The organism is Salinivibrio sp. HTSP, assembly GCF_003390965.1.
Classification (GTDB): Bacteria; Pseudomonadota; Gammaproteobacteria; order Enterobacterales; family Vibrionaceae; genus Salinivibrio; species Salinivibrio kushneri.
This window is the reverse complement of the sequence record NZ_PXUD01000010.1, coordinates 1-22,423: the sequence shown is the minus strand read 5'-3', so window position 1 is coordinate 22,423 and position 22,423 is coordinate 1. Positions and strand designations below refer to the sequence as shown.

Sequence of the window (22,423 nt, the reverse complement as noted above, 5' to 3'; positions counted from 1 at the left end):
ACCATCAGGCCGCGATTGGCGGCCTGTATGGGACTATATTCCCTCATATAAGGAATGTTCACCCTCTGGGCGAGTTTTAAAACGGCGATGCAACCACATGTATTGCTCAGGGGCTTGTAAGATTAATTGCTCAACCGCGCGATTGGTCACAGCGGCAGCCGCATCGGCGTCGTTGGGAAAATCTTGCAGCGGAGAATGAATGGTTATCCGGTACTGGCCACCGCGTCGATCTCTCACAATCGAAAACGGGACCACAGTGGCGTGACCGGCATGCGCGAGCAAGTGTGTCCCTGTGGTCGTACACGCTTTATTAACGGCGAATAATGGCGCAAAGGTTGAGCGGCGTCGTCCATAGTCATGATCCGGTGCATACCACATCCTATCGCCTTGTTTGAGGTGATGAATCATGGTTTTAACGTCTTTTCGGTCGATAGCGCCATTGTGTCGCGTCCGGCCACGGTACTGGAACCAATCATAAACAGGATTATTGTTAGGGCGGTACACACCCACGCCCGGCGTGACCTCTCCTAAGGCACGCGCGCCGAGTTCTAAATTCATCGAGTGGACAGCGATTAAGAGCACACCTTGCGCCTGACTTTCTAAGTGTTTTAGTTGGTCTAGGCCTTCATAGACCATATGTTTTTTGATGCGCCAAGAAGGCCAAAACCATGCCATACAGGTTTCAAAAAGGGCCAAGCCGGAGTTGGCGAAGTTCTCTTTCACCATCGCTTGACGCGAGGCTGGACTCATTTCAGGGAAACACAACGCCAGATTACGCTCGGCAATTTTAACGCGGCGTTTCATTAGTGTATGCATCAAGTGGCCCAAGCTGCGGCCCATATAAAATTGGACGCGATAAGGCAGCCAGCTAGCCATATACATTAACCCGACGCCGAGCCAGGTATGAAGATAGCGAGGGTGAAGAAATCCAAGGCGAAAAGTGGGGGCTGAAAAATCGCTCATAGCGTTAATGACTCATGAAAACCAAACCAGAAAGAGCCGTAAGGCCCGCGCCATTGTAGAGTAAATTCTTGGCGCTGTCCTGCGCGAGTGTGCGCAGTGAGTGTTGAGATTGTGCGCAGCACACGACTGAGAGCGCCCCATTTAGCCTATGGCTATGCTACTATCGCTCGGTAACGACAGTATTCGGAGATCCAGATGAAACTCAGCCTTCCTGACTACAGCCAAGCCAATGTTCTGGTCGTCGGCGATGTAATGCTCGATCGCTATTGGTATGGACCGACTGGACGCATTTCCCCAGAAGCGCCTGTCCCCGTAGTGAAAATCAACCAAACGGAAGAACGCCCTGGTGGCGCGGCAAACGTGGCGATGAATATCGCAGCCTTGGGTGGACAGACTCAGCTGATTGGTCTGACGGGCAAGGATGAACAGGCTGACGCGCTCACGCAAACCCTCGACTCGTTAAATGTTAACTGTGATTTTGTGGCGCTGGACTCGCATCCCACCATTACTAAGCTTCGAGTCATGAGCCGTAACCAGCAGTTGATTCGTCTGGATTTTGAAGAGGGATTTGCGGGGGTGGATGTGGCACCCATGCTGGCCAAAGTCGAAGCGGCACTGCCCAAGACGCAGGCGATGATCTTATCGGACTATGCCAAGGGCGCGCTGGCCGAGGTACAAACATTGATTCAGGCCGCCAAACAAGCGGGTGTCACCACCTTAGTGGATCCTAAAGGCACGGACTTTGAACGCTACCGTGGCGCCAGTCTGCTGACGCCAAACCTAACTGAATTTGAAGCCGTAGCAGGCACAGTGACGGACGATCAAAGCTTGGAAGAAAAAGGCCTGGCGCTGATTAAGCAGTACGAGCTTGGTGCCTTGTTGGTCACCCGTAGTGAACATGGGATGACATTGCTGCGCCCGGATGCCGCGCCGCTGAACTTGCCGACACTTGCTAAAGAAGTGTACGACGTCACAGGGGCTGGCGATACCGTGATATCGGTACTGGCAGCATCTTTGGCCGCGGGCAAACCGATAGAGCAAGCCTGTGCACTGGCTAATGCCGCTGCCGGTGTGGTGGTGGGCAAGTTGGGTACTTCAACCCTCTCCACTATCGAGCTAACCGAAGCGGTACACGGATCGCACGAGTCTGGTTTTGGCGTCACCACCGAAGCGCAGCTGATTGATGCGGTGCATGTCGCTCAAGGGCGAGGTGAGAAAGTGGTGATGACCAATGGCTGCTTTGATATTTTGCATGCAGGCCATGTCGCGTACCTTAATGAGGCCGCCAAACTGGGCGATCGCTTGATTGTGGCGGTGAACACCGACGCATCGGTACAGGCTTTGAAAGGGCCTGGCCGCCCGGTTAATCCAACCGATCGACGGATGGCAGTGCTAGCAGGGCTGGGCGCGGTCGATTGGGTGGTCCCTTTTGGTGAAGAAACCCCCGCGCGCCTGATTGGCGAAGTCTTGCCCGATATGCTGGTTAAAGGCGGTGATTATCAGGTTAACGAGATTGCCGGTGCCGAGGCGGTGCTCGCCAACGGGGGAGAGGTCAAGGTGCTTAACTTTGAAGATGGCTGCTCCACCACAGAAATCATTGAGTCAATTCGGCGTGGTCAATAGCGCCTCTTGCCCTATCAATTGAAAACAATAAAAAAGGTGCCCGTCGGCACCTTTTTGCGTTCTCGAGCCTTAAGCGTGAATCACTCTTGTTTCACCAGCCCTTGGTTAATGTCGAGCAAGTCTTGCTCAGACAAGGTGCCCATCGCTTGGTGTAAGCGTAAACGGCTTAGGATATAGTCATAGCGCGCATTGGAAAGGTTACGGTTGGCATCGTAAAGGCGACGCGTGGCATCCAAAACATCGACAATGGTACGTGTACCCACTTCAAAGCCGGCTTCTGTCGCTTCTAACGCAGAGCGCGCAGAAACCACGGTTTGCTCATAGGCACGCAGGGCACCAATTGAGGCATTGATGTCGTTATAGAAGGCGCGCACATCTTTTACCGTGCTGCGGTATTTGGCTTCCAGACTTTGTGACGCGGCCACATACTCATGCTGCGCCTTTTCCACATTGGCCGAGGTGCTGCCGCCAGTGAACAGTGGCAAGCTAAAATCGAGGCTGGCAGTGCCTTGGTTGGAATCACTAGAAAAAGCATCGTTGTGCTGATTATCCCTATCCGTCATCCCGTATTGTGCGCTGAAGGTCAGCGTGGGCAGGTGGCCGGTTTTGGCCAGCTTAATCTGCTCTTTGGCGGTATCACGGGCAATGCGGTTGGCGAGCAACTCGAGGTTTTTCTCTTCGGCGATTTTGACCAACGCGGCCGGTTGCTGCTGCGGGTTACTGGCACTAAAGCGGTCAGTGTCCAGTACGCGCAAGTCTCTCGGGGCTTGGCCGGTGATCTCTCGCAAGCCTTCATAGCTGTTGGTGAGCGCATTTTCGGCCAAGATTTCATCGGCGAGCACAGCGTCATACTGCGCTTGAGCGTCGTGCACGTCGGTAATCGCCGAAAGGCCCACTTCAAAACGTTGCTTGGTTTGCTCAAGCTGACGGCCCACGGCCGCTTTTTCTGCCTGAATAAACTCAAGCTTGTCCATGGCGCGGAGCACGTCAAAATAGGCTTGTGCCACGCGTAGCATTAATCCTTGCTGCTGGGCAGCATAGGTCGCATCTAGCTGGCGCGCCTGCATTTCGCTGATATCCAGGTTGATCCAGCTATCACGTTTGAAAAGCTGTTGGCTTAAGCTGATATCGGCACTGGTGACATCGTTATCACTTTTGTTATCCGTATCATTACGGGTAATGGCGTATCCCGCATTTAATGCGATTTGTGGTAGCAAGGTGCCACGGGTCGCATCGACGGCAGAAAACGCTGCGTCGCGCTCGGCGGCCGCTTGATTAAGAGTGGGATCGCTTTGCTTCGCTTGTTGATAAATTTGGGCGAGATCATCGGCAAGGGCTGCACTGCTTACGCTGCCGAGTGCCAAGCTTAACGCCAAAGGGAGCAATTTTTTCATAGATGGAATCCCTGAATCTGTGCGATTGGATAAATAAACGTCCACTAGCTTACCGCAATTATGCTTGCGTGAAACTGACAATTTGTTAGGACATTGAGTGTAAACTATCCAATTTGCAAATGGGACTGAAAAATAGTTGTAACTTTTATCAAAAAAGTTAAGTTTGTGGGGTGCGAGAAAGACGCGCGTTGCCGATCGGCACAGGCCAGCGGGTCTAGGCGTGACTCAGCACTTCAGTTCGTCAGCTCGTGTCAGCGAGGATAAGGAGCCCGCATGTCAGACTATCCGCCCGGACAATTCGATCGCGACGATATTGTGATCGAGGATATTTCGCCGCTTTATCAAGGTTTCTTTTCCATTCAGCGCTATCAGTTTCGCCATCGTTTGTTTGAAGGCGGCTGGAGTGGCTCTGTGGTGCGGGAGTTGTTTGAACGTGGCCACGCGGTGGCTGTTTTGCCGTATGATCCCGTACGTGATGAAGTGGTGATGCTTGAGCAAATCCGTGTGGGGGCGATGGCAGCAGGCGCGACACCATGGCAACTGGAAATTGTGGCTGGGATGATAGACAAAGACCAATCCCCCGAGCAGGTTGCCCACCGTGAAGCGCGAGAAGAAGCGGGGCTATTACTGCATCAAATGGAGCGTGTTACCCGTTATTTATCCAGCTCTGGTGGCTGCTCTGAACAGTTGGATGTGTTTGTCGCGATTGTTGATGCCTCGGAAGCTGAAGGCGTACACGGCCTCGACAGTGAAAACGAAGACATTTTGGTGCATCGATTGTCTCGCCAGCACGCCTATCAAAAAGTGGTTGATGGCGAGATTGAAAACGCCGCCTCAATCATTGCGTTGCAATGGTTGGAACTCAATGTCAGTCGGTTACGTCAAAGCTATAATGAACAAAACAGTAAATAGACAGTAGGTGCGTGTGAAAACAGAATATCGCGTCGACTTGCCAGCGATGATGCGCTTGTATGAAACCAACTATGCCAAACTTGTCCGTTTGATGCCCAAGCGTGACGAGGTGGGACAGGTGTGTCGATACGATATCCAAGGGCAGGAATATGCCTTGGTCGTGCGTGAGTCAACCCGCTATACCACCTTACTGGATATTGCGCAGTTGAGCCCAGGCGCCGCACCCGATTACTTACGTGCTAACCTGACAGTGCGCTTGTATCACGATGCACGGGTCGCGGAAGTGTGTACCACGCAGCAGATTTCACGCTTAAAACCACGTTATGATTACCCGAATCCGCGTATGCATCAGCGCGACGAAAAACATCAGGTTAATGCATTTTTATCGGATTGGCTTGGCCACTGCTTACGTCGTGGCGTGGTGGCGTCTGATCCTATGTATAAATCATCGTTAAACTAAACCAGCAAAGGTATTTTCAACGTTGCAGTCTTGCCAGATAGATAACGCCGACGGCGATTGTATTCGTCTTTTGCAAATCACCGACACACACCTGTTTGCGAGTGAGCAGGGTAGCTTGCTGGGTATTAATACGCTTCGCAGCTACCATGCGGTGCTGGATGCCATCAGTGCCACTGACCCGACTTTTGACGCTATTATTGCCACGGGGGATCTGTCCCAAGATCACTCTGCCTTATCGTATCGTCGTTTTGTCGACGGTATCGCCCGGTGGTCACAGCCTTGCTTTTGGCTTCCGGGAAATCATGATTATCAGCCAGAAATGAGCGCGGTATTACAGTCAAATACCCTTCGCTCTTGCTCGCAAGTCCTGTTGGGAGAGCACTGGCAAATGGTGCTGCTCGACAGTCAGGTGGCCGGAGTGCCGCACGGTGAGTTATCACAAGCGCAACTGAACCTTTTGGATACACACTTAAGCGCGCACCCTGAACGTCATGCGTTGGTGTTGCTGCACCACCATCCGCTGGATGCAGGAAGCACCTGGTTAGATCAGCACAAACTGGCTAATCGAGAGGCATTCTGGCAAGTGATGGCGCGTCACCCTCAAGCGAAAATTGTGGTGTGTGGGCATATTCATCAGGCATTGGATGTGGGTTATCAAGGCACTCGTGTGATGGCGGCGCCCTCCACCTGTATCCAGTTTATGCCGGACTCACACGACTTTGCGCTCGACAACCAGAACCCAGGTTGGCGCTGGCTTGAGCTGTATGACGACGGACGCGTAGACACGCAAGTGGTGCGTATAACCGGTCAGCATTTTCGGCCAGACTTCGATTCCAGCGGATATTAATCATGCCATCAGCGTTGCTTTATCTTCATGGCTTTAACAGCTCGCCGCAATCGTTAAAGGCGAGACAGATGCAAGCCTATTGCGCCCAACATCGTAGTGATATTGAGGTGTTGGTGCCACAACTGCCCAGTCACCCTGAGCCCACCGTGCAGTTGCTGACAGAACTGATCACGCGCTTTAGCGAAACCCATCGACTGGGTTTGGTGGGAAGTTCGTTGGGGGGCTTTTTGGCTACCTGGCTGAGTGAGCGTTATCAACTACCCGCTGTACTGGTTAACCCCGCGGTTCGCCCTTACGATCTCTTGCAAGATTATGTTGGGGAACAAGTTAATCCTTACACCCAAGAACGCTACACCCTCGAGGCCGCCGATATCCACGCCCTGCGTGAGATTGATGTGCCTGTCTTATCTCATCCTGAGCGATTTTGGTTATTGCAACAGGAAGGTGATGAGGTGCTGGACTATCGCCAAGCAGTGGAAAAATTCAGTGCCAGTCAACAAACGGTTGAGCCGGGAGGCGACCATAGCTTTGTGGGCTTTGAACGTTACTGTGGGGATATCCTCCAGTTTCTTGGTATCTAGCGCACTATCACGCCAGAGGCATTGAAACAGAGGCATTGAAACAGAGGCACGCAGACGCAGGCTCGTGCTATCTTAGCCTTTACTTCCCAGCAGACGGATAGCAGCTCACAGAAACTTGTGGCAATCTGGCACCGCGCTTGACAAGCGGATCCCCCTTGCTGACCATGTCATCACATTTATTAAGCCAATCGATTATGACAGAACAAAATTATAACGCAGGATCGATAGAAGTCCTCAATGGGCTCGAGCCCGTGCGCCGACGCCCCGGTATGTATACAGATACCAGTCGCCCTAACCACCTTGGGCAGGAAGTCATCGACAATAGTGTTGATGAAGCGTTAGCCGGCCATGCCAGCAAGATTGATGTGATTCTCCATGCCGACCAATCACTGGAAGTGATTGATGATGGTCGTGGTATGCCGGTTGATATTCACCCCGAAGAGGGCGTCTCTGGGGTTGAGCTGATTCTATGCAAACTGCATGCGGGCGGTAAGTTCTCCAACAAAAGCTACCAATTTAGCGGTGGTTTACACGGGGTGGGGATCTCCGTAGTCAATGCGCTGTCTCATCGGGTAGAGATTACCGTTAAGCGCGATGGTCAAGTCTACGACATTGCCTTTGAAAACGGCGACAAAGTACAAGATTTAACCGTGACCGGTACCTGTGGTCGTCGCAACCGTGGCACGCGCGTTCACTTTTGGCCAGATGGCCAATTTTTTGATTCTGACAAGTTTTCACTGGCCCGTCTTAAAACCATCTTAAAAGCCAAGGCGGTGCTGTGCCCGGGATTGACGGTAAACCTCAATGATAAAAACACCGACGAGACCACGTCCTGGTGTTACCAAGATGGATTGAAAGACTACCTGGCTGACAGTGTTAAAGGTTATGAAGTCCTGCCAGAAACACCTTTTATCGGCGAATTCAGTGGTCAGACCGAAGCGGCGGATTGGGCCGTCATTTGGCTACCTGAAGGGGGCGAGCTAACCACAGAAAGCTATGTCAACCTGATCCCAACGGCACAAGGTGGCACGCATGTGAATGGCTTGCGCCAAGGGATGCTGGAAGCGATGCGCGAATTCTGTGAGTTCCGTAACCTCCTCCCTCGCGGCGTTAAGCTGACCGCCGACGATATCTGGGAGCGTTGTGCCTACGTGCTCTCGGTTAAAATTCAAGACCCTCAGTTTGCGGGGCAAACCAAAGAGCGCTTGTCCTCTCGTCAATGTGCGGCGTTTGTGTCTGGGGTGGTCAAAGATGCCTTTAGTTTGTGGCTCAATGAGCGTCCCCACCTTGCTGAGCGTTTGGCGGAAGTGTGTATTGCCAGTGCCCATCGTCGTATGCGTGCCGCGAAAAAGGTGGTGCGTAAGAAGGTGGCATCAGGCCCCGCGCTACCCGGAAAGCTCACAGATTGTGCGATGCAAGACTCGAGTCGCACCGAGCTATTTTTGGTCGAGGGGGACTCGGCAGGTGGGTCAGCTAAGCAGGCTCGGGATCGCGAATTTCAAGCGGTGATGCCGCTTCGAGGCAAGATCCTCAATACGTGGGAAGTCTCCGCCGATCAAGTGCTGGCCTCCCAAGAAGTACACGATATTTCAGTGGCGTTGGGCATTGATCCTGACTCCGGGGACTTGGGCAATCTTCGTTACGATAAAATCTGCATCCTCGCCGATGCGGACTCCGATGGCCTACATATTGCGACCTTGCTATGTGCACTCTTTGTGCAGCACTTTAGATCCTTGGTTCAGGCTGGCCATGTGTACGTGGCGATGCCGCCGCTTTACCGCATTGATTGTGGCAAAGAGGTTTTTTATGCCTTGGATGAAGATGAAAAAGCAGGGATCCTTGAGCGTTTGAGCAATAAACGCGGCAAAATCAATGTGCAACGCTTTAAAGGCTTGGGGGAAATGAACCCATTACAGCTGCGTGAAACCACTATGGATCCCAATACCCGTCGCCTGGTTCAGCTCACCATTGATGATGATGAGCAGACGCAGCAACTGATGGACATGCTGCTGGGTAAAAAACGGGCAGAGGACCGCCGTCATTGGTTGCAGCAAAAAGGCGATATGGCCGAGCTTATCGATATCTAAATTACTATAACGGGATCTAATTCGCATGACAGAGGTGACTTATGATGGGGTAGAGCAGCTTGCTCTGCGCCAGTTCACTGAGGACGCATACCTCAATTACTCGATGTACGTCATCATGGATCGCGCACTGCCGTTTATCGGCGATGGTTTAAAGCCAGTGCAGCGCCGGATCATTTACGCGATGTCAGAGCTGGGGCTATCGGCCACGGCAAAATATAAAAAATCGGCGCGTACTGTCGGGGATGTATTGGGTAAATACCATCCTCATGGCGATTCGGCGTGTTACGAGGCCATGGTATTGATGGCCCAGCCGTTTTCCTATCGTTATCCGCTGGTGGACGGTCAGGGTAACTGGGGGGCGCCTGACGATCCTAAATCGTTTGCGGCGATGCGTTACACGGAATCACGCTTATCACGCTTCTCTGAAGTGTTGCTGCAAGAACTCGGGCAAGGGACGGTTGAATGGGGGCCAAATTTTGATGGCACCATGAAAGAGCCTAAAACCTTGCCGGCACGCTTACCGCATATTCTCCTTAATGGGATCACCGGGATTGCGGTCGGGATGGCGACAGATATTCCGCCACATAATGCGCGTGAACTTGCCAATGCCTTGGCCGCAATGATCGATAAGCCGAGCCTGGACTTAGACGGTGTACTGGAGCATGTGCAGGGGCCTGACTACCCCACCGAAGCGGAAGTGATCACGCCGAAGTCAGATTTGAAAAAGCTCTATGCGAGCGGCCGTGGCTCTATCAAAATGCGCGCGCTGTGGCATAAAGAAAGCAATGAAATCGTGATCACTGCGCTGCCTCATCAAGTGTCGGGCGCTAAGCTGCTAGAGCAAATCGCCAATCAAATGCGGGCGAAAAAGCTGCCGATGGTGGACGATCTCCGTGATGAGTCGGATCATGAAAACCCTACCCGGATTGTGATTGTGCCGCGCTCTAACCGTGTCGATTGTGATCAACTGATGGATCACTTGTTCGCCTCGACCGATCTAGAGAAGAACTACCGCGTTAACCTCAATATGATTGGCCTGGATGGACGCCCGCAAGTTAAAGGCTTACAGGGCATCTTATCTGAGTGGTTAACGTTCCGCCGCCAGACGGTGAGACGTCGCCTTGAACATCGGCTGGAAAAAGTCCTCGCTCGCCTGCATATTCTAGAGGGCTTACTCGCCGCTTACCTGAACATTGATGAGGTGATTGAAATCATCCGCAGTGAGGATGAGCCAAAAGCCGAGCTGATTGCACGTTTTGGTTTGAGCGAGAAACAGGCAGAGGCGATCCTTGAGATCAAATTACGCCAGTTAGCCAAGCTTGAGGAAATCAAGATCCGTGGTGAGCAAGATGAATTGAGCAAAGAGCGCGATAAGCTCGAGAAACTGCTTGGCTCCGATCGTCGCTTGAATACCTTAATCAAAAAAGAAATCCTCGCGGATGCGGAAAAATACGGGGACGACCGCCGTTCCCCGCTGGTTGAGCGAGCAGAGGCCAAAGCGTTAACCGAGCGTGACTTGGTCCCCAGCGAACCCATCACTGTGGTGCTCTCAGATAAAGGGTGGATCCGCCACGCCAAAGGGCATGATGTGGATGCCTCTGGCCTTAACTACAAAGCAGGCGATAAGTTCCTCGACGCAGCACCGGGCAAAAGTAATCAACCCGCGGTTTTCCTGGGTTCTGATGGTCGCAGTTATGCCATAGAGTCGCACACCTTGCCATCAGCACGCAGCCAAGGTGAGCCGATTACCGGGCGAATTAATATCACCCCAGGCTCGTCGATTCGTCATGTACTAATGGCCGATGAGGGACAGTTCACCTTAGTGGCCTCGGATGCCGGTTATGGGTTTGTCTGTAAGCAAGCGGATATGTTATCCAAAAACCGCAGCGGTAAGGCCTTACTGACCGTGCCTGATCAGGCTGAAGTGATGCCGCCACGCCAGGTTGTGGATTTGGAAAGCGATTTGATTGTCGCGATTTCCAATGAAGGCCGCATGCTAGTGTTCCCGGTCCATGAGCTTCCGCAACTGAGTAAAGGGAAAGGGAATAAGATCATTAATATTCCTGGCGCACGTGCCAAATCACGTGAAGAAGTGTTAAGCCAACTGTATGTGGTGCCGGCCAATGCCGGGGTGACCTTGCATGCTGGGAAACGCAAACTGACCTTAAAACCGGATGATCTCACGCCTTATCGTGGCGAGCGAGGTCGACGAGGTAGTATGCTGCCGCGTGGTCTTCAGCGTGTTGATCACATCGAGATCCTGCCCGAACGCTAAGTCGCTACCGCCCCTGAATCCAGGGGCGGAGCGGGTGCATTTTTGCGCTGAATCGGTATACTGACTCGCCTTTCACGCCTGCTCTTTGGAGAGAGAAATGATTTTTGTCGTGCGACTGCTGGCTTTATTGATTGTCGCTGTTTTACTGTTTGTTTTTGGTGGGTTGTATTGCTTGTTAAGCCCTCGCAATCCTCGTAATTGCTACCATATCAGTAAGTGGTTTGGACGCCTCTCTGTTTTGTTTGGGATTCGCCTTGAACTGCGCTTCGCGGAAGGGGCCCCGCGTGAGCCTGGCGCTAGCGTGTGTATTGCCAACCACCAAAGTAATTGGGATATGGTGACCTTATCGAATGCGTTGATGCCTGGCGCGGTCACCGTGGGTAAGAAAAGCCTGTTATGGATCCCCATTTTTGGCCAGCTGTATTGGCTCACGGGCAACGTGTTGATTGATCGCGCCAATCGCAGTAAAGCTATGGGCACCATTGCACAGGTGACAGAGAAAATCCGAGCCAAACAATTGAGCGTATGGTTATTTCCTGAAGGGACACGCTCACGTGGACGTGGTTTGTTACCTTTCAAAACCGGCGCATTTCATGCTGCTATTGGCGCGAACGTCCCCTTGATTCCAATCGTATGTAGCTCGACACATCACCTAAAAGCGAACCGTTGGAACAACGGCCATGTGATTGTTGAAGTGATGGCGCCGATTTCGTCAACGGGCTACGATAAAGACAATGTCCGTGACCTCGCTAAGCATTGCCATCAGGTGATGAAAAACAAGCTCGAACAGCTTGATGCAGAAGTGGCGGAGCGCAACCAAGGCGTTCGCTAATTGAGGATAGGTTTATGACTTCAACCCAGCGCCACCATGTGGTTTTGGTCTCACCGAGCGGTGAACCTCAAGGGATCGCTGAAAAGTTGGAGGCCCATCAGCAAGGATGGCTGCACCTGGCCTTCTCAGTGATGTTGTTTCGTTGCAACGAACAGGGTGAGCGTGAGTACTTGCTGCAGCGTCGCGCGTTGGACAAGTATCACAGTGGCGGGCTGTGGACCAATACGTGCTGCTCGCACCCCAAACAAGATGAGCCGGTTGCAGCGGCGGCGAAACGGCGTTTATACGAAGAGCTAGGCATTGCGCGCCCGCTTGATTTTACCCTGGGCCCGTGTTTTGAATACCGTGCCGAGTTGGATAACGGGTTGATAGAGCATGAATGGGACCAAGTCATCGCCTGTGAAGTCAGCCATGTCGACATGATCCCTAACCCAGATGAAGTAGCAGACTGCCGCTGGTGGTCTGAAGGGGAAGTCAAGCAGGCGATGGTGGATGCTCCCGAGCGCTTCACCGCTTGGTTTGCTGACGTTTTATCACGTATCGATGTGATGGCGCGCTGTTGATAAGCGTGCGCTATGCAACCACGAGATAAAAAAGCGGCGCCTGGAGGCGCCGGTTTTGCATTAGCTTTTGGTTGAAGTAGCTTTTCGCTGAAATAGCTTTTCGTTGCCGTCGCTTACCAATTAGGCTTGGCGCACCGCAATCGCTTCAATTTCGATATCAACATCCTTGGGCAAGCGTGCGACTTCAACGCATGAACGAGCAGGATAGCTTTCCACACCGTGCTCATCGAAGAACGCACCATACACTTTGTTGACATCGGCAAAGTCTTCCATATTTTTGACAAACACAGTGAGCTTAACAATATCATTCACTTTAAGCCCAGCAGCTTCAACCACTGCTTTAACGTTGTCGAGAGACTGACGTGTTTGTGCGGTGATTTCAGGCGAGATCTGGCCAGTCACTGGGTTGACGGGAATTTGACCTGAGGTCAGCACCATGTTGCCAAGGTCAACGCCTTGCGAATACGGACCAATAGCTTCTGGTGCCTGCTCGGTTTGCAGTACTTGGGTCATTGTTAGTTCCTTTGTTATAAAAAGCGACACCTATAGTCTGCAACGGTTAGCTTGCCACGTAAAGCCGTTTACTCAGGGGCGAGGCGGTCTCGAACCACTTGTTCGCAGGCAGCAAGCTCATTGAGCTGGCGGGGGGCCACCAGGACAGTATCGTTCCCGCCAACCGTTCCTAAGATCAAAGGATGTCGGTGCAAGTCGAGTAAGCGAGCGATCAACTGTGCGCCGCCTGGATGCGTTTTCACGACCACCATGGCTTGGCTACAGGTGATGTCATCGATTTGCGAGCCGACAGAAGATACCGCGTAGACAGGCTCCATCTCTCCACTGAGCGCGTAAACCTTTTGCCCATGTGCATTGGGCACTTTGGCGACGCCGAGCTTGGATAGTAGGCGTGAAACGGTCGACTGGCTGACATCAAGATAGCCAAGTTGAACCAATTGCTGGCGCACGGCGTCTTGGGTGGTAAAGCTTTGCGTTTGCAGCAGGTGTCGACACGCAGAGAGGATATCGTCCTCCGGTGTGGCGGTTTCTACCGATAGAATTGCATCATTAACCACGGGCAACCCCTTATAATAAACGGCATTTCACGTCGATATCAGTGTATAAAGCTGATAATGCGTGATTCAATCGCATATGCTATCAGTTGCTTTTAAAGGAAACTTTGATGGGTGTCACTGGGTGGTATCAATATTGAGAAATAGGGCGCCGAGCGGCGCCCAGAGTCAGATGGCGTTAATCGCCAAGGGTGGCAACCATCACCGCTTTGATGGTGTGGAGGCGGTTTTCTGCTTCGTCAAACACAATCGAGCAGTCTGACTCAAACACATCTTCGGTGACTTCTAGGCCTTTTAACCCATACTTTTCTTCGATTTCTGCCCCTACTGTGGTCTCGTTATTATGGAAGGCAGGGAGACAGTGCATGAATTTCACGTGCGGGTTCCCCGTGGCTTTCACCACATCCTTATTAACTTGATAGGGTTTCATCATCGCGACGCGCTCGTCCCACGCTTCTTTAGACTCTCCCATCGACACCCAGACATCGGTGTACAAGAAGTCACAATCTTTCACGCCTTCTTGTACGTCTTCGGTGAGCGTAATGCGTGCGCCGGTTTGCTCTGCGATTTCGCGGCATTGTGCGACGAGATCTTCTTCCGGCCAGAATGCTTTCGGAGCCACTAAGCGAATATCCATTCCCATTTTCGCGGCACCGACCATCAGGGAGTTTCCCATGTTGTTGCGGGCATCGCCGAGGTATGCAAAGCGCATTTCGTGTAACTGCTTGCCGCGGCCATGTTCGAGCATGGTCATTAAGTCAGCCAAAATTTGGGTGGGGTGGAACTCAGTGGTTAACCCATTCCACACTGGCACGCCGGCAAATTCACCCAGCTCTTCGACAATATCCTGGCCAAAGCCACGGTACTCAATGCCGTCATACATCCGCCCCAATACGCGAGCGGTGTCCTTCATCGACTCTTTATGGCCAATTTGTGAGCCTGTTGGGCCGATGTAGCTCACTTGGCCGCCTTGATCAAACACAGCGGTTTCAAAGGCACAACGGGTGCGTGTTGACGACTTTTCAAAGATCAGAGCAATGTTCTTACCTTTCAGACGCGGTGTTTCATAACCGTTGTATTTGGCTTTTTTGAGTTCAATCGCCATGTCGATAAAGTGTTGGATCTCACGAGGTGTGAAGTCCAGCAGTTTTAAGAAGTTACGGTTGCGTAGGTTAAAAGCCATAATGGGCAATCCTCTTTGTTATGGGTCTCAGGCTTGTGCAGGCGCAGGTTGGCCGTGAGAAATATTGTTGTTATTGACTGAATGTGGACGAATACGTGTGCCGGCTTGGCCTGCCAAAATCGCAAGGCCATCTTCGAGGGCACCAATCCCTACTAGCTTGCCGCCTTGGCGAATAAACTCGCAGGAGGCATCGATTTTTGGCCCCATAGAGCCGGCATCGAAGGTATATTGGCTGAGAGCGTCGGGCGTTGTGTCGGCGAGTGCGCGTTGATTGGGCTCACCATAATTTAGGTAAACCGCGTCGGCATCGGTCAAAATAAGCAGCGCATCGGCATTGATTTGACGGGCGAGAAACGCAGCAGACATATCTTTATCTATGACCGCTTCAATACCTTTGAGTTGCCCCTCCTCTTGAATGACTGGGATACCGCCACCGCCGGTACAAATCACTAAATGCCCCTGTTTGATCAAACTGGCAATGGCATCATCCTCAATAATGCCAGTGGGTTGCGGGCTAGGTACCACCCGACGGAAATATTGGCCGTCCGGTTTAATATCCCAGCCATACTTTTCGGCCAATTGGGCGGCCTCTTGTTGGTCATATACCGGGCCTATTGGCTTGGTGGGATTCGCAAACGCAGGATCGTTAGGATCGACCGTCATCTGGGTCAGCATGCAAGACACGTGTTGGTCTGGCGCTAAGTTATGTAGCTCTTGCATCAGCATATAGCCAATCATGCCTTGGGTTTCTGAACCTAGCACGTCCAAAGGATAAGGTGTCACGGATTTGTATTCGAGCCCCTGCAGGGCCAGTAAACCAACTTGAGGGCCATTACCGTGGACGAGCACTACATTGTATTGCTCACCAATTGCCGCGATGGTTTTCGCCGCTTTGGCAATGTTGGCGCGTTGAATGTCGGCTTCTAAAGGCTCGCCTCGACGCAGGAGGGCGTTGCCACCTAATGCAACGACGACAGTGGGTTTATTCATAATCATACTCTCTACAGTCGGTGGGGGCTGAGCCAGGCGCTCAGCCCATGCGAGGATTAAATACCATCACGATGAATCGGGCAGCTCATGCAGCGTGCGCCGCCGCGCCCGCGACCCAGCTCATCACCCGGAATGGATAGAACAGTGATCCCGGCTTTGTCGTATTTTTCGTTGGTATAAGTGTTGCGCTCGTAGCCGACGACCACACCTGGGCGAACGGTCAAGACGTTGTTGGCGTCATTCCACTGTTCACGTTCCGCTTCAAAGCTATCGCCGCCCGTGGTGATCAGGTTCAGTGGGCCGACATCGAGGGCTTTTTCGATGGCGGTGAGGAAGTAGTCTTCTTCGCGCACATTGAGGTGGCCGCTACGGTCACCGGTCAGACTCCAACATTGGATGTCTTTGCGAATCACTTCGGGGTACACCGAGAAGGTGTCTTCACGCATGTGAGTCATCACGGTATCCAGATGCATGCAGGAGCGATGTTTTGGCAGCTCCATGGCAATCACTTGCTTGGCTTGGCCGTGTTTGAACAGGCTGGATGCGAGATTTTCCACCCCTTGTGGCGTAGTGCGTTCAGACATGCCAATCAATACCACGCCTTTCCCTAAGACAGTGACATCGCCGCCTTCAATGGTGGCATTGTCATAATCAATGTTCTCGCCACCGAAGTAGGTAATAAAGTCGCCGTTCGCAAAGCGAGGGTGCCATTTGTAGATGGCACGCAAGTGGTTCGTTTCACGCTTACGTGCGGGCTTGGCCATGGGGTTAATCGACACACCACCATATAACCAGCACGAGGTGTCACGTGTGAATAAGTGGTTAGGCAAGGGGTCAATGATAAAGTCCGATGGGGCATGCATCGCTTGTAACATGGAGGTGGTGGTAATCGGTAGCTCGGAGTACGCTAGCCCCCCTAAGAACATCGATGCGAGCTCCTGGTGGGGGAGATCATTGAGGTAGCAGCGAATATCGTTCGCAAACGAAGGGCCAAAGGTATAGTCCGAGATCTTAAGGTTCATTAACCAAGCTTTGGCTTCGGGGACATCCAGGGTTTCGGCAAGCAGGTTTTGCAGCAATAGCACCTCAACGCCCTGATCGCGTAGGGTTTGAGCGAATTTGTCATGCTCTTCACCCGCACGTTCCACTGACAGAACATCGTCGAAAAGTAAATCATGACAATTTGAGGGGGTCAGGTGGGTTAAAGCACGCTCGGGGCGGTGCAACATCACGGTGCGTAATTGACCAATTTCAGAGCCGACATAGAAGTTGTTCATCTTTCTTTCTCCGTATATCTCTGCTTGGCTTTTTATCGGAAGGGAAATAAAAAGTGCAGGTTTATTATTGGGTACAGATTTATTCTAACGCGGTTAGCCGGTTGAACTTGAAGCTAGATCACATTGAAACCATTGCCTCCGTTTCGGGGTTTTTACCCTGTGTTAATGGTATTTATGGCAGTATTAAAAAATGATTTTTAATACTTAGTCACTTTTACTGAGTGCTTAGTGGTATTATTTTTAAAGTGCTAGGTTTTTAGCGGTGGGTTTATACTTTTTATGCCTTTTGTATTTTGTTCTCTTTTCACCTTATGCGGATCAAATGAATGATTATCTTTAGTGGTTTTTATATTTAACAAATGCCGACCGATTTTTGTTTTTATTTGTGATGACGATCGGTATTAAATCGCTTTGTGTTAATAATGTAATCTCAGTGTGAACGAAGTGGGGAAGGGGGGTGCGGGTAGCAGGGGACGTGATAGATATAAAAAAGCGCACTGCTTGATAGCAGTGCGCGCTACGCTAAGTTGATGACTGATATTATAACATGACGCCAAGGCTAAGCATGGCCATGATCATAATGGTAAGAATGCCAAGCAAGGGGGCGATCCATTTTATCCATTTCGCATAAGGCACGCGGGCAATGGCCAAACCCCCCATGACTACGCCGGAGGTAGGTGTAACGAGATTGACGATCCCCGAAGCCGATTGATAGGCGGTTACCACCAATTCACGCCCGACGTTCGCAAAGTCGGCCAATGGCGCCATAATTGGCATGGTGAGCACTGCCAAGCCAGATGAGGAAGGCACCAAGAATGACAGTAATACTTCCAGCCAATACATCACGTTAATAAAGACGAAAGAAGATAAACCGCTGACTAAGCTCTCGGCACTATTAAGGATGGTGTCGGTAATCATGCCTTTATCCATAATCACCACGATCCCACGGGCAATGCCGATGATCAGCGCTACACCGAGTAGGTCTCTTGCCCCATCAATAAAGCTGGTGGTGATTTCTTCTTCGCTCATGCGTGCAATCAAGCCAATGATGATCGCAGCCCCCAGGAAGACGGCGGAGATCTCTGCCATCCACCACCCGAGCGAGGAGACGCCATAAATCATGACCGCGAATGCACCGGCAAAAATGGTAAGGATGACCTTACGTGTGGCGGTGAAGTCTAAGTTTTGATTATCATCGTGCTCGCCAAGGAAATGTTTTTTATTACTTTCATACTGGTCATAAACAATGGATTGGCTTTGGTCAGCCCGCACTTTACGTGCATAGCGCATGACATAAGCGACGCAGATAAACCAGCCAATGACGAGGATGGCAAGGCGAAGCAGAATACCATCAGTAAAAGGGATCCCAGCTGCATTGGCGGCAATGACGGTCGCAAAGGGATTAATGGTTGAGCCTAACGTACCTATCCCTGCCCCAAGCAGTACCGTTGCCGCTGCCACCACAGGGTCAAAACGCGCGGCCATCATCACTGGCACGAGTAGCGTATAAAAAGGCAATGACTCTTCCGCCATACCATAAATTGTGCCCCCGGCGGCAAATAAGCCCATCAAAATGGGGATCATCCACTCTTCGCGTCCCTCTAGGCGTTTAGTGACGCGTTCAATCCCCGCATCAATGGCACCGGTTTTGGTGACCAGCCCTAAAAAGCCACCAATGATCAGAATGAACAGCGAGACATCAATGGCGGCGGCTTCATACGTTTGGTGGTTATAAAAGCCATCAATGGGGGCCAAAAGGACATCAACGATACCTTGCGGATTACTTTCAACTTGCTGATAAGTACCTGATATTGGCACTTGTTGACCCAGTTCTTCGTTAAGAGTGCGGTCGTATTGCCCGGCGGGCACCACCCAACTTAGGGCGGCGACGACGGCGATAAGAATGAATAGAATGGTATAGGCAGACGGGAACTTTAAGTTCGAGAGCCAGCCTTTTTTTTCGGGAACACTGTGAGTACTCATACTTTCTCCTCATACCTCTTATTAGCATCTATAGTGCGCTACACGTGTTGAGGTAATTCCGTTAATTTCACGTTATTTATTATTCTTATGCCGTGGTACATGGCTTTGTATTCATTGTAAAAGTGGTTCCCTTTTTACTTCTTAGTGATATCTCACAAAAGACGAGGTGGTTAATAAGCAACCAAACAGATGTTTTTAATAAAAATGAATGCAGCACTGTTATTTATGCGTAGCTATCACTTTCTTTTTTTGTGCTGCTTGGATTTTTATGGGTTAAATAACCTTGGGTGCACTTCTTTTACGGTGCTGAAGGTTGATTTAAAGATGAGTTTATGTGCAAGTTGTGATTATTTAGTCAATTAGCTGCTTTGCATGTGGTGAATAAAACTCAAAATATAGCGGATAGATGAATAGGTAAAAATCAACCTATTTATTGTCTTATATCAATTTATAACGGTGAGCCGGTAGGTAGGGCAGGGCACGCAGCAGGTGCCCAATCGAAAGAGGTGATTAGTTTTTTTTGTTCTTAACCGGCTTGGGGAGCACAATCATGTCGCATTCGGCGAAGTGGTCTTGAAAGGCACGGTTATTAATATCAAAGATGACAACCAGATTACCGAGACCAAAGCAGGCAGTGGCCAAACGAATTACCGCTTGGGTAGGGCGGATATTGCTGCCATCGGTGTTCTGTAGCTTGAGTCGCCACGCGCGCATACCCAGCGTCTGTCCGGCCTTGCACCAAAAGTAGCCATAAAAACCACCGATGACACAGGCCAGATACGCGGTATAAAGCGGATTGACAATTGGATGATGGGTTAAGAAGTCACTGATGTCTTGGTAAGGCGCAATCGACATGCCTAGCACCTGTGCCAGTGCGAGTACTGCCATCATTCCCCCTCCCGCGAGCATGAGCAAAGCTGCCACGACGAGGAGATCATAAAGCCAAGCGGCTAAACGCCGAAAAAAGCCTGCGGTTGGGCAAGCGATAGAAGAAGTTTGCATTTGATTGTTCACATCCCAGTCCTCAATTCGCTGCTAGCCTAGCATAGACTGGTTGACAGTGAGTAAGCTTCTACCTCGGTTTTGCGATGTCTTTTGGGGACAAATTCAGCATCAATGTGGCTGAATGACTTGAATTGGTTAAAAATAGTGCGAACGAACGGATTTTTATTTTTATTGCTTGCACTCCAAAGGCCGGTACGTATAATTGCCCCCACTTGCCGAGATGGCGGAATTGGTAGACGCAGCGGATTCAAAATCCGCCGCCTTAACGGGTGTGAGGGTTCAAGTCCCTCTCTCGGCACCAAATCCCAAGAAAGCCCCAGTCGAAAGACTGGGGCTTTTTTCGTTGTGGGTAAAGATTAGCGCTGATCAGGTCACACTCCGCTACATTCCATCCCGTCAATTGTTACTTGCCAAGGTATGATCGCCGTCAGGGCAATAACAGGGAGTAGCAGTGTGCAAATGCGTTATCGAGACATTGCCAGCTGGATAGAAACACAAATTCAGCAGCGTGTTTGGCAAGTCGGTGATCGGATCCCTTCGGTGAGGGAGATGAGTCGGCTTCAACATGTCAGCCCAATGACGGTAATGAGAGCTTATGAGCAATTAGAAGCCGATGGATGGGTTGAGGCGCGCCCGCGCTCTGGCTTTTTTGTCCGCCCTCATTATAACAAGCTCGCGGTAGATGCATTGGCGCGGCCACAAGCGCAATCTCAATGGCTTGACACCCATCAAGATGTGTTTGATGTGATCAGTGCTAGCCATAAAGGCGCGTATTATCCATTTGGCTCCGCTTTTCCTGATCCTCAACTATTTCCTATGCAAGCGCTGGGTCGTGCGATGGCGCGCGTGCTGCGTCAATCCTCTCATCCCGATCACTTTACCATTTTACCGCCGGGCGATAGTGGTTTACGTCGACTGATTGCACAGCGCTATCTTCGTCAGGGAATAAAAGTCAGTATTGATGAAATCATTATTACTAATGGGGCGATAGAGGCATTGAGTCTGTCTTTGGCGGCAGTGACCGAGCCAGGTGATAAAGTGATTATTGAAGCCCCCGCCTTCTACGGAGTGTTACAGACACTCGAACGTTTACAGCTTGAAGCCGTTCCCGTCACGGTTGACCCTGAAACAGGGGTCGATATCCATGCACTGGAACATGCGCTTGCGTCTCACTCGATCAGTGCGTGTTGGTTGATGAGCAACTTCCATAACCCCACCGGTGCATCGATACCTGCTCCACGTAGGCCTGATGTCGTCAACTTATTGGTGACGTATCAAGTACCGTTAATAGAAGATGACGTCTATGGGGAGCTTTTCTTCGCCGAAGCCAGACCGATGCCGCTTAAAGCGTATGATACACAGGGCGGCGTACTGCACTGTGGCTCGTTTTCGAAACAGCTGGCCCCCGGATTCCGTGTTGGTTGGATAGCGGCAGGGTGTTATGCGATGCAAATAGAGAAGCGTCAGTCTGTCTCGAGCTTGGCTGTGGGCGCGCCCAACCAGTTGGCGATTGCCGATTATTTAAAGCAAGGTGGTTATGATTCGCATCTACGGCGATTGCGCGAAACCTTGTTTGCCCGTCAAGCGTTGATTCGAACAGAACTTAAGGCATTACTACCGGCCTCTACACGGATTAGTCAGCCTAAAGGGGGTTACTTTTTATGGGTTGAGCTCGATAAGCGCGTCGATACGCATGTACTTTTTCAAGCTTTGAGGCCATATGGCGTGACTATCGCACCGGGGGCACTGTTTGCCAGTGACGGACGCTTCAATCACTGCTTTCGACTCAATGTGTCGGTTGTGGGTAGGCAAAACACAGGGGCGCTAAATAATCCTCAAAGCTTGGAGGGGCTCAAACAGATTGCGACGTCGCTCTCAGCTTTATCTGTGCAATCAACTGTCACAGCTGAATACTGAACTATCTGTACTAATCCTCAGCGTGTCTCCCTCGATAGACTCAATGCGTGCACAACATTAAGGGGGAAAGGATGAAATCAGAACTCAGTATGATGGTCGTTGCGATAATTTGCGCGGCTTTATTGATCCTTGGCCATGTCATCATCATAGAAACACTTGCCTACTATACTTGGGCACAATGGACAGCTGGAGCGATCCCTTTTGTTCTTTTGCTGATGGCGTGGGGCTCAGTACGCTACTGCCGGGCTAAAGAGCGCGCGGAAGAAAGACGGCAATCACACTCGCACTAACGATTGAGCACACAAGGGCGCGTGAGGACCAGCCACCTTATGCGCTCGCCACCAAGAAAAGCGCCTTTTGGCTACCTTTGCTTGTTTTGTGAGCAAACAGGTAGCGAGGCGCTTTTTTTTTATATTTGGGGGTTGCGGGAAAAACTGAGATCTCTATACTGCGCTTCCTGTTGA

The 22,423-nt window shown here is 51.2% G+C and carries 20 protein-coding genes and 1 tRNA gene; 12 read left to right on the top strand and 9 right to left on the bottom strand.

All coding sequences use genetic code 11. The features are described 5' to 3' along the window. Nucleotides 1-33: 33 nt before the first annotated feature. Nucleotides 34-963 (bottom strand): LpxL/LpxP family Kdo(2)-lipid IV(A) lauroyl/palmitoleoyl acyltransferase, encoded by a 930-nt coding sequence (lpxL, locus tag C7A19_RS01810; RefSeq protein ID WP_116644002.1) that lies wholly within the window; start codon nucleotides 961-963, stop codon nucleotides 34-36. Nucleotides 964-1,158: 195 nt separating this feature from the next. Here lpxL and hldE point away from each other — a divergent pair, with 195 nt between their 5' ends. After that, nucleotides 1,159-2,586, top strand: a complete 1,428-nt coding sequence (gene hldE, locus C7A19_RS01805) for a bifunctional D-glycero-beta-D-manno-heptose-7-phosphate kinase/D-glycero-beta-D-manno-heptose 1-phosphate adenylyltransferase HldE (protein WP_069361720.1) — start codon at nucleotides 1,159-1,161, stop codon at nucleotides 2,584-2,586. 80 nt (nucleotides 2,587-2,666) lie between these two features. Here hldE and tolC read toward each other — a convergent pair whose 3' ends face one another. Then, on the bottom strand, nucleotides 2,667-3,980 hold the full coding sequence (tolC, locus tag C7A19_RS01800) for an outer membrane channel protein TolC (RefSeq protein WP_116644001.1): 1,314 nt from the start codon (nucleotides 3,978-3,980) through the stop codon (nucleotides 2,667-2,669). Nucleotides 3,981-4,253: 273 nt separating this feature from the next. Between tolC and nudF the strand changes: the two genes are divergently transcribed. The 8 genes from nudF (at nucleotide 4,254) to idi (ending at nucleotide 12,537) form a co-directional block, all read left to right on the top strand. After that, nucleotides 4,254-4,892 (top strand): ADP-ribose diphosphatase, encoded by a 639-nt coding sequence (gene nudF, locus C7A19_RS01795; protein WP_116644000.1) that lies wholly within the window; start codon nucleotides 4,254-4,256, stop codon nucleotides 4,890-4,892. 13 nt (nucleotides 4,893-4,905) lie between these two features. Continuing rightward, on the top strand, nucleotides 4,906-5,352 hold the full coding sequence (locus C7A19_RS01790) for a DUF1249 family protein (RefSeq protein ID WP_077459426.1): 447 nt from the start codon (nucleotides 4,906-4,908) through the stop codon (nucleotides 5,350-5,352). A gap of 22 nt (nucleotides 5,353-5,374) precedes the next feature. After that, nucleotides 5,375-6,199 (top strand): 3',5'-cyclic-AMP phosphodiesterase, encoded by an 825-nt coding sequence (cpdA, locus tag C7A19_RS01785; RefSeq protein WP_077650655.1) that lies wholly within the window; start codon nucleotides 5,375-5,377, stop codon nucleotides 6,197-6,199. After that, a complete protein-coding gene (gene yqiA / locus C7A19_RS01780) occupies nucleotides 6,193-6,780 on the top strand; it encodes an esterase YqiA (RefSeq protein ID WP_162300230.1) in 588 nt (195 codons plus the stop codon). Before cpdA ends, yqiA begins: the two co-directional genes overlap by 7 nt. A gap of 194 nt (nucleotides 6,781-6,974) precedes the next feature. Further along, entirely contained in the window at nucleotides 6,975-8,867 is a 1,893-nt protein-coding gene (gene parE, locus C7A19_RS01775) for a DNA topoisomerase IV subunit B (RefSeq protein ID WP_116644039.1), read from the top strand. A 25-nt stretch (nucleotides 8,868-8,892) separates the two neighbouring features. Further along, a complete protein-coding gene (gene parC, locus C7A19_RS01770; RefSeq protein WP_116643998.1) occupies nucleotides 8,893-11,142 on the top strand; it encodes a DNA topoisomerase IV subunit A in 2,250 nt (749 codons plus the stop codon). 97 nt (nucleotides 11,143-11,239) lie between these two features. Continuing rightward, entirely contained in the window at nucleotides 11,240-11,974 is a 735-nt protein-coding gene (locus C7A19_RS01765) for a 1-acylglycerol-3-phosphate O-acyltransferase (RefSeq protein ID WP_069361726.1), read from the top strand. A gap of 14 nt (nucleotides 11,975-11,988) precedes the next feature. Then, entirely contained in the window at nucleotides 11,989-12,537 is a 549-nt protein-coding gene (gene idi, locus C7A19_RS01760; RefSeq protein ID WP_069361727.1) for an isopentenyl-diphosphate Delta-isomerase, read from the top strand. Between the two features lie 120 nt (nucleotides 12,538-12,657). On the opposite strand, the gene C7A19_RS01755 is transcribed toward idi, so the two are convergent. The 7 genes from C7A19_RS01755 to C7A19_RS01725 all read right to left on the bottom strand — a co-directional run bounded on the left by C7A19_RS01755 (nucleotide 12,658) and on the right by C7A19_RS01725 (nucleotide 20,039). Continuing rightward, the gene (locus C7A19_RS01755; RefSeq protein WP_069361728.1) at nucleotides 12,658-13,050 is read right to left on the bottom strand and encodes a RidA family protein; all 393 of its coding nucleotides are present in this window, start codon (nucleotides 13,048-13,050) and stop codon (nucleotides 12,658-12,660) included. 68 nt (nucleotides 13,051-13,118) lie between these two features. Next, a complete protein-coding gene (locus C7A19_RS01750) occupies nucleotides 13,119-13,607 on the bottom strand; it encodes an arginine repressor (protein ID WP_077521713.1) in 489 nt (162 codons plus the stop codon). A gap of 175 nt (nucleotides 13,608-13,782) precedes the next feature. Next, nucleotides 13,783-14,787: an ornithine carbamoyltransferase gene (argF, locus tag C7A19_RS01745; protein WP_077459420.1), complete on the bottom strand. Its 1,005-nt coding sequence runs from the start codon at nucleotides 14,785-14,787 to the stop codon at nucleotides 13,783-13,785. A gap of 27 nt (nucleotides 14,788-14,814) precedes the next feature. Beyond that, on the bottom strand, nucleotides 14,815-15,777 hold the full coding sequence (gene arcC, locus C7A19_RS01740; RefSeq protein ID WP_116643997.1) for a carbamate kinase: 963 nt from the start codon (nucleotides 15,775-15,777) through the stop codon (nucleotides 14,815-14,817). 56 nt (nucleotides 15,778-15,833) lie between these two features. Further along, a complete protein-coding gene (arcA, locus tag C7A19_RS01735; protein WP_116643996.1) occupies nucleotides 15,834-17,054 on the bottom strand; it encodes an arginine deiminase in 1,221 nt (406 codons plus the stop codon). A 540-nt stretch (nucleotides 17,055-17,594) separates the two neighbouring features. Continuing rightward, entirely contained in the window at nucleotides 17,595-19,037 is a 1,443-nt protein-coding gene (locus C7A19_RS01730) for a YfcC family protein (RefSeq protein WP_116643995.1), read from the bottom strand. A gap of 510 nt (nucleotides 19,038-19,547) precedes the next feature. Next, nucleotides 19,548-20,039, bottom strand: coding sequence for an RDD family protein (locus C7A19_RS01725; RefSeq protein ID WP_077459654.1), 492 nt, complete (start codon nucleotides 20,037-20,039; stop codon nucleotides 19,548-19,550). A 217-nt stretch (nucleotides 20,040-20,256) separates the two neighbouring features. Here C7A19_RS01725 and C7A19_RS01720 point away from each other — a divergent pair. The 3 genes from C7A19_RS01720 (at nucleotide 20,257) to C7A19_RS01710 (ending at nucleotide 22,249) form a co-directional block, all read left to right on the top strand. After that, a tRNA-Leu gene (locus C7A19_RS01720) sits at nucleotides 20,257-20,343 on the top strand. Between the two features lie 158 nt (nucleotides 20,344-20,501). Further along, nucleotides 20,502-21,959 (top strand): PLP-dependent aminotransferase family protein, encoded by a 1,458-nt coding sequence (locus C7A19_RS01715; protein WP_235614244.1) that lies wholly within the window; start codon nucleotides 20,502-20,504, stop codon nucleotides 21,957-21,959. A 71-nt stretch (nucleotides 21,960-22,030) separates the two neighbouring features. Beyond that, nucleotides 22,031-22,249 (top strand): hypothetical protein, encoded by a 219-nt coding sequence (locus C7A19_RS01710; protein WP_069361744.1) that lies wholly within the window; start codon nucleotides 22,031-22,033, stop codon nucleotides 22,247-22,249. Nucleotides 22,250-22,423 lie beyond the last annotated feature (174 nt).

Coding starts and splice junctions, on each gene's coding strand:
- lpxL (WP_116644002.1), bottom strand. CDS start 963: ATGAGCGATTTTTCAGCCCCCACTTTTCGCCTTGGATTTCTTCACCCT.
- hldE (WP_069361720.1), top strand. CDS start 1,159: ATGAAACTCAGCCTTCCTGACTACAGCCAAGCCAATGTTCTGGTCGTC.
- tolC (WP_116644001.1), bottom strand. CDS start 3,980: ATGAAAAAATTGCTCCCTTTGGCGTTAAGCTTGGCACTCGGCAGCGTA.
- nudF (WP_116644000.1), top strand. CDS start 4,254: ATGTCAGACTATCCGCCCGGACAATTCGATCGCGACGATATTGTGATC.
- parE (WP_116644039.1), top strand. CDS start 6,975: ATGACAGAACAAAATTATAACGCAGGATCGATAGAAGTCCTCAATGGG.
- parC (WP_116643998.1), top strand. CDS start 8,893: ATGACAGAGGTGACTTATGATGGGGTAGAGCAGCTTGCTCTGCGCCAG.
- C7A19_RS01765 (WP_069361726.1), top strand. CDS start 11,240: ATGATTTTTGTCGTGCGACTGCTGGCTTTATTGATTGTCGCTGTTTTA.
- idi (WP_069361727.1), top strand. CDS start 11,989: ATGACTTCAACCCAGCGCCACCATGTGGTTTTGGTCTCACCGAGCGGT.
- C7A19_RS01755 (WP_069361728.1), bottom strand. CDS start 13,050: ATGACCCAAGTACTGCAAACCGAGCAGGCACCAGAAGCTATTGGTCCG.
- argF (WP_077459420.1), bottom strand. CDS start 14,787: ATGGCTTTTAACCTACGCAACCGTAACTTCTTAAAACTGCTGGACTTC.
- arcC (WP_116643997.1), bottom strand. CDS start 15,777: ATGAATAAACCCACTGTCGTCGTTGCATTAGGTGGCAACGCCCTCCTG.
- arcA (WP_116643996.1), bottom strand. CDS start 17,054: ATGAACAACTTCTATGTCGGCTCTGAAATTGGTCAATTACGCACCGTG.
- C7A19_RS01730 (WP_116643995.1), bottom strand. CDS start 19,037: ATGAGTACTCACAGTGTTCCCGAAAAAAAAGGCTGGCTCTCGAACTTA.
- C7A19_RS01725 (WP_077459654.1), bottom strand. CDS start 20,039: ATGCAAACTTCTTCTATCGCTTGCCCAACCGCAGGCTTTTTTCGGCGT.
- C7A19_RS01715 (WP_235614244.1), top strand. CDS start 20,502: ATGCGTTATCGAGACATTGCCAGCTGGATAGAAACACAAATTCAGCAG.
- C7A19_RS01710 (WP_069361744.1), top strand. CDS start 22,031: ATGAAATCAGAACTCAGTATGATGGTCGTTGCGATAATTTGCGCGGCT.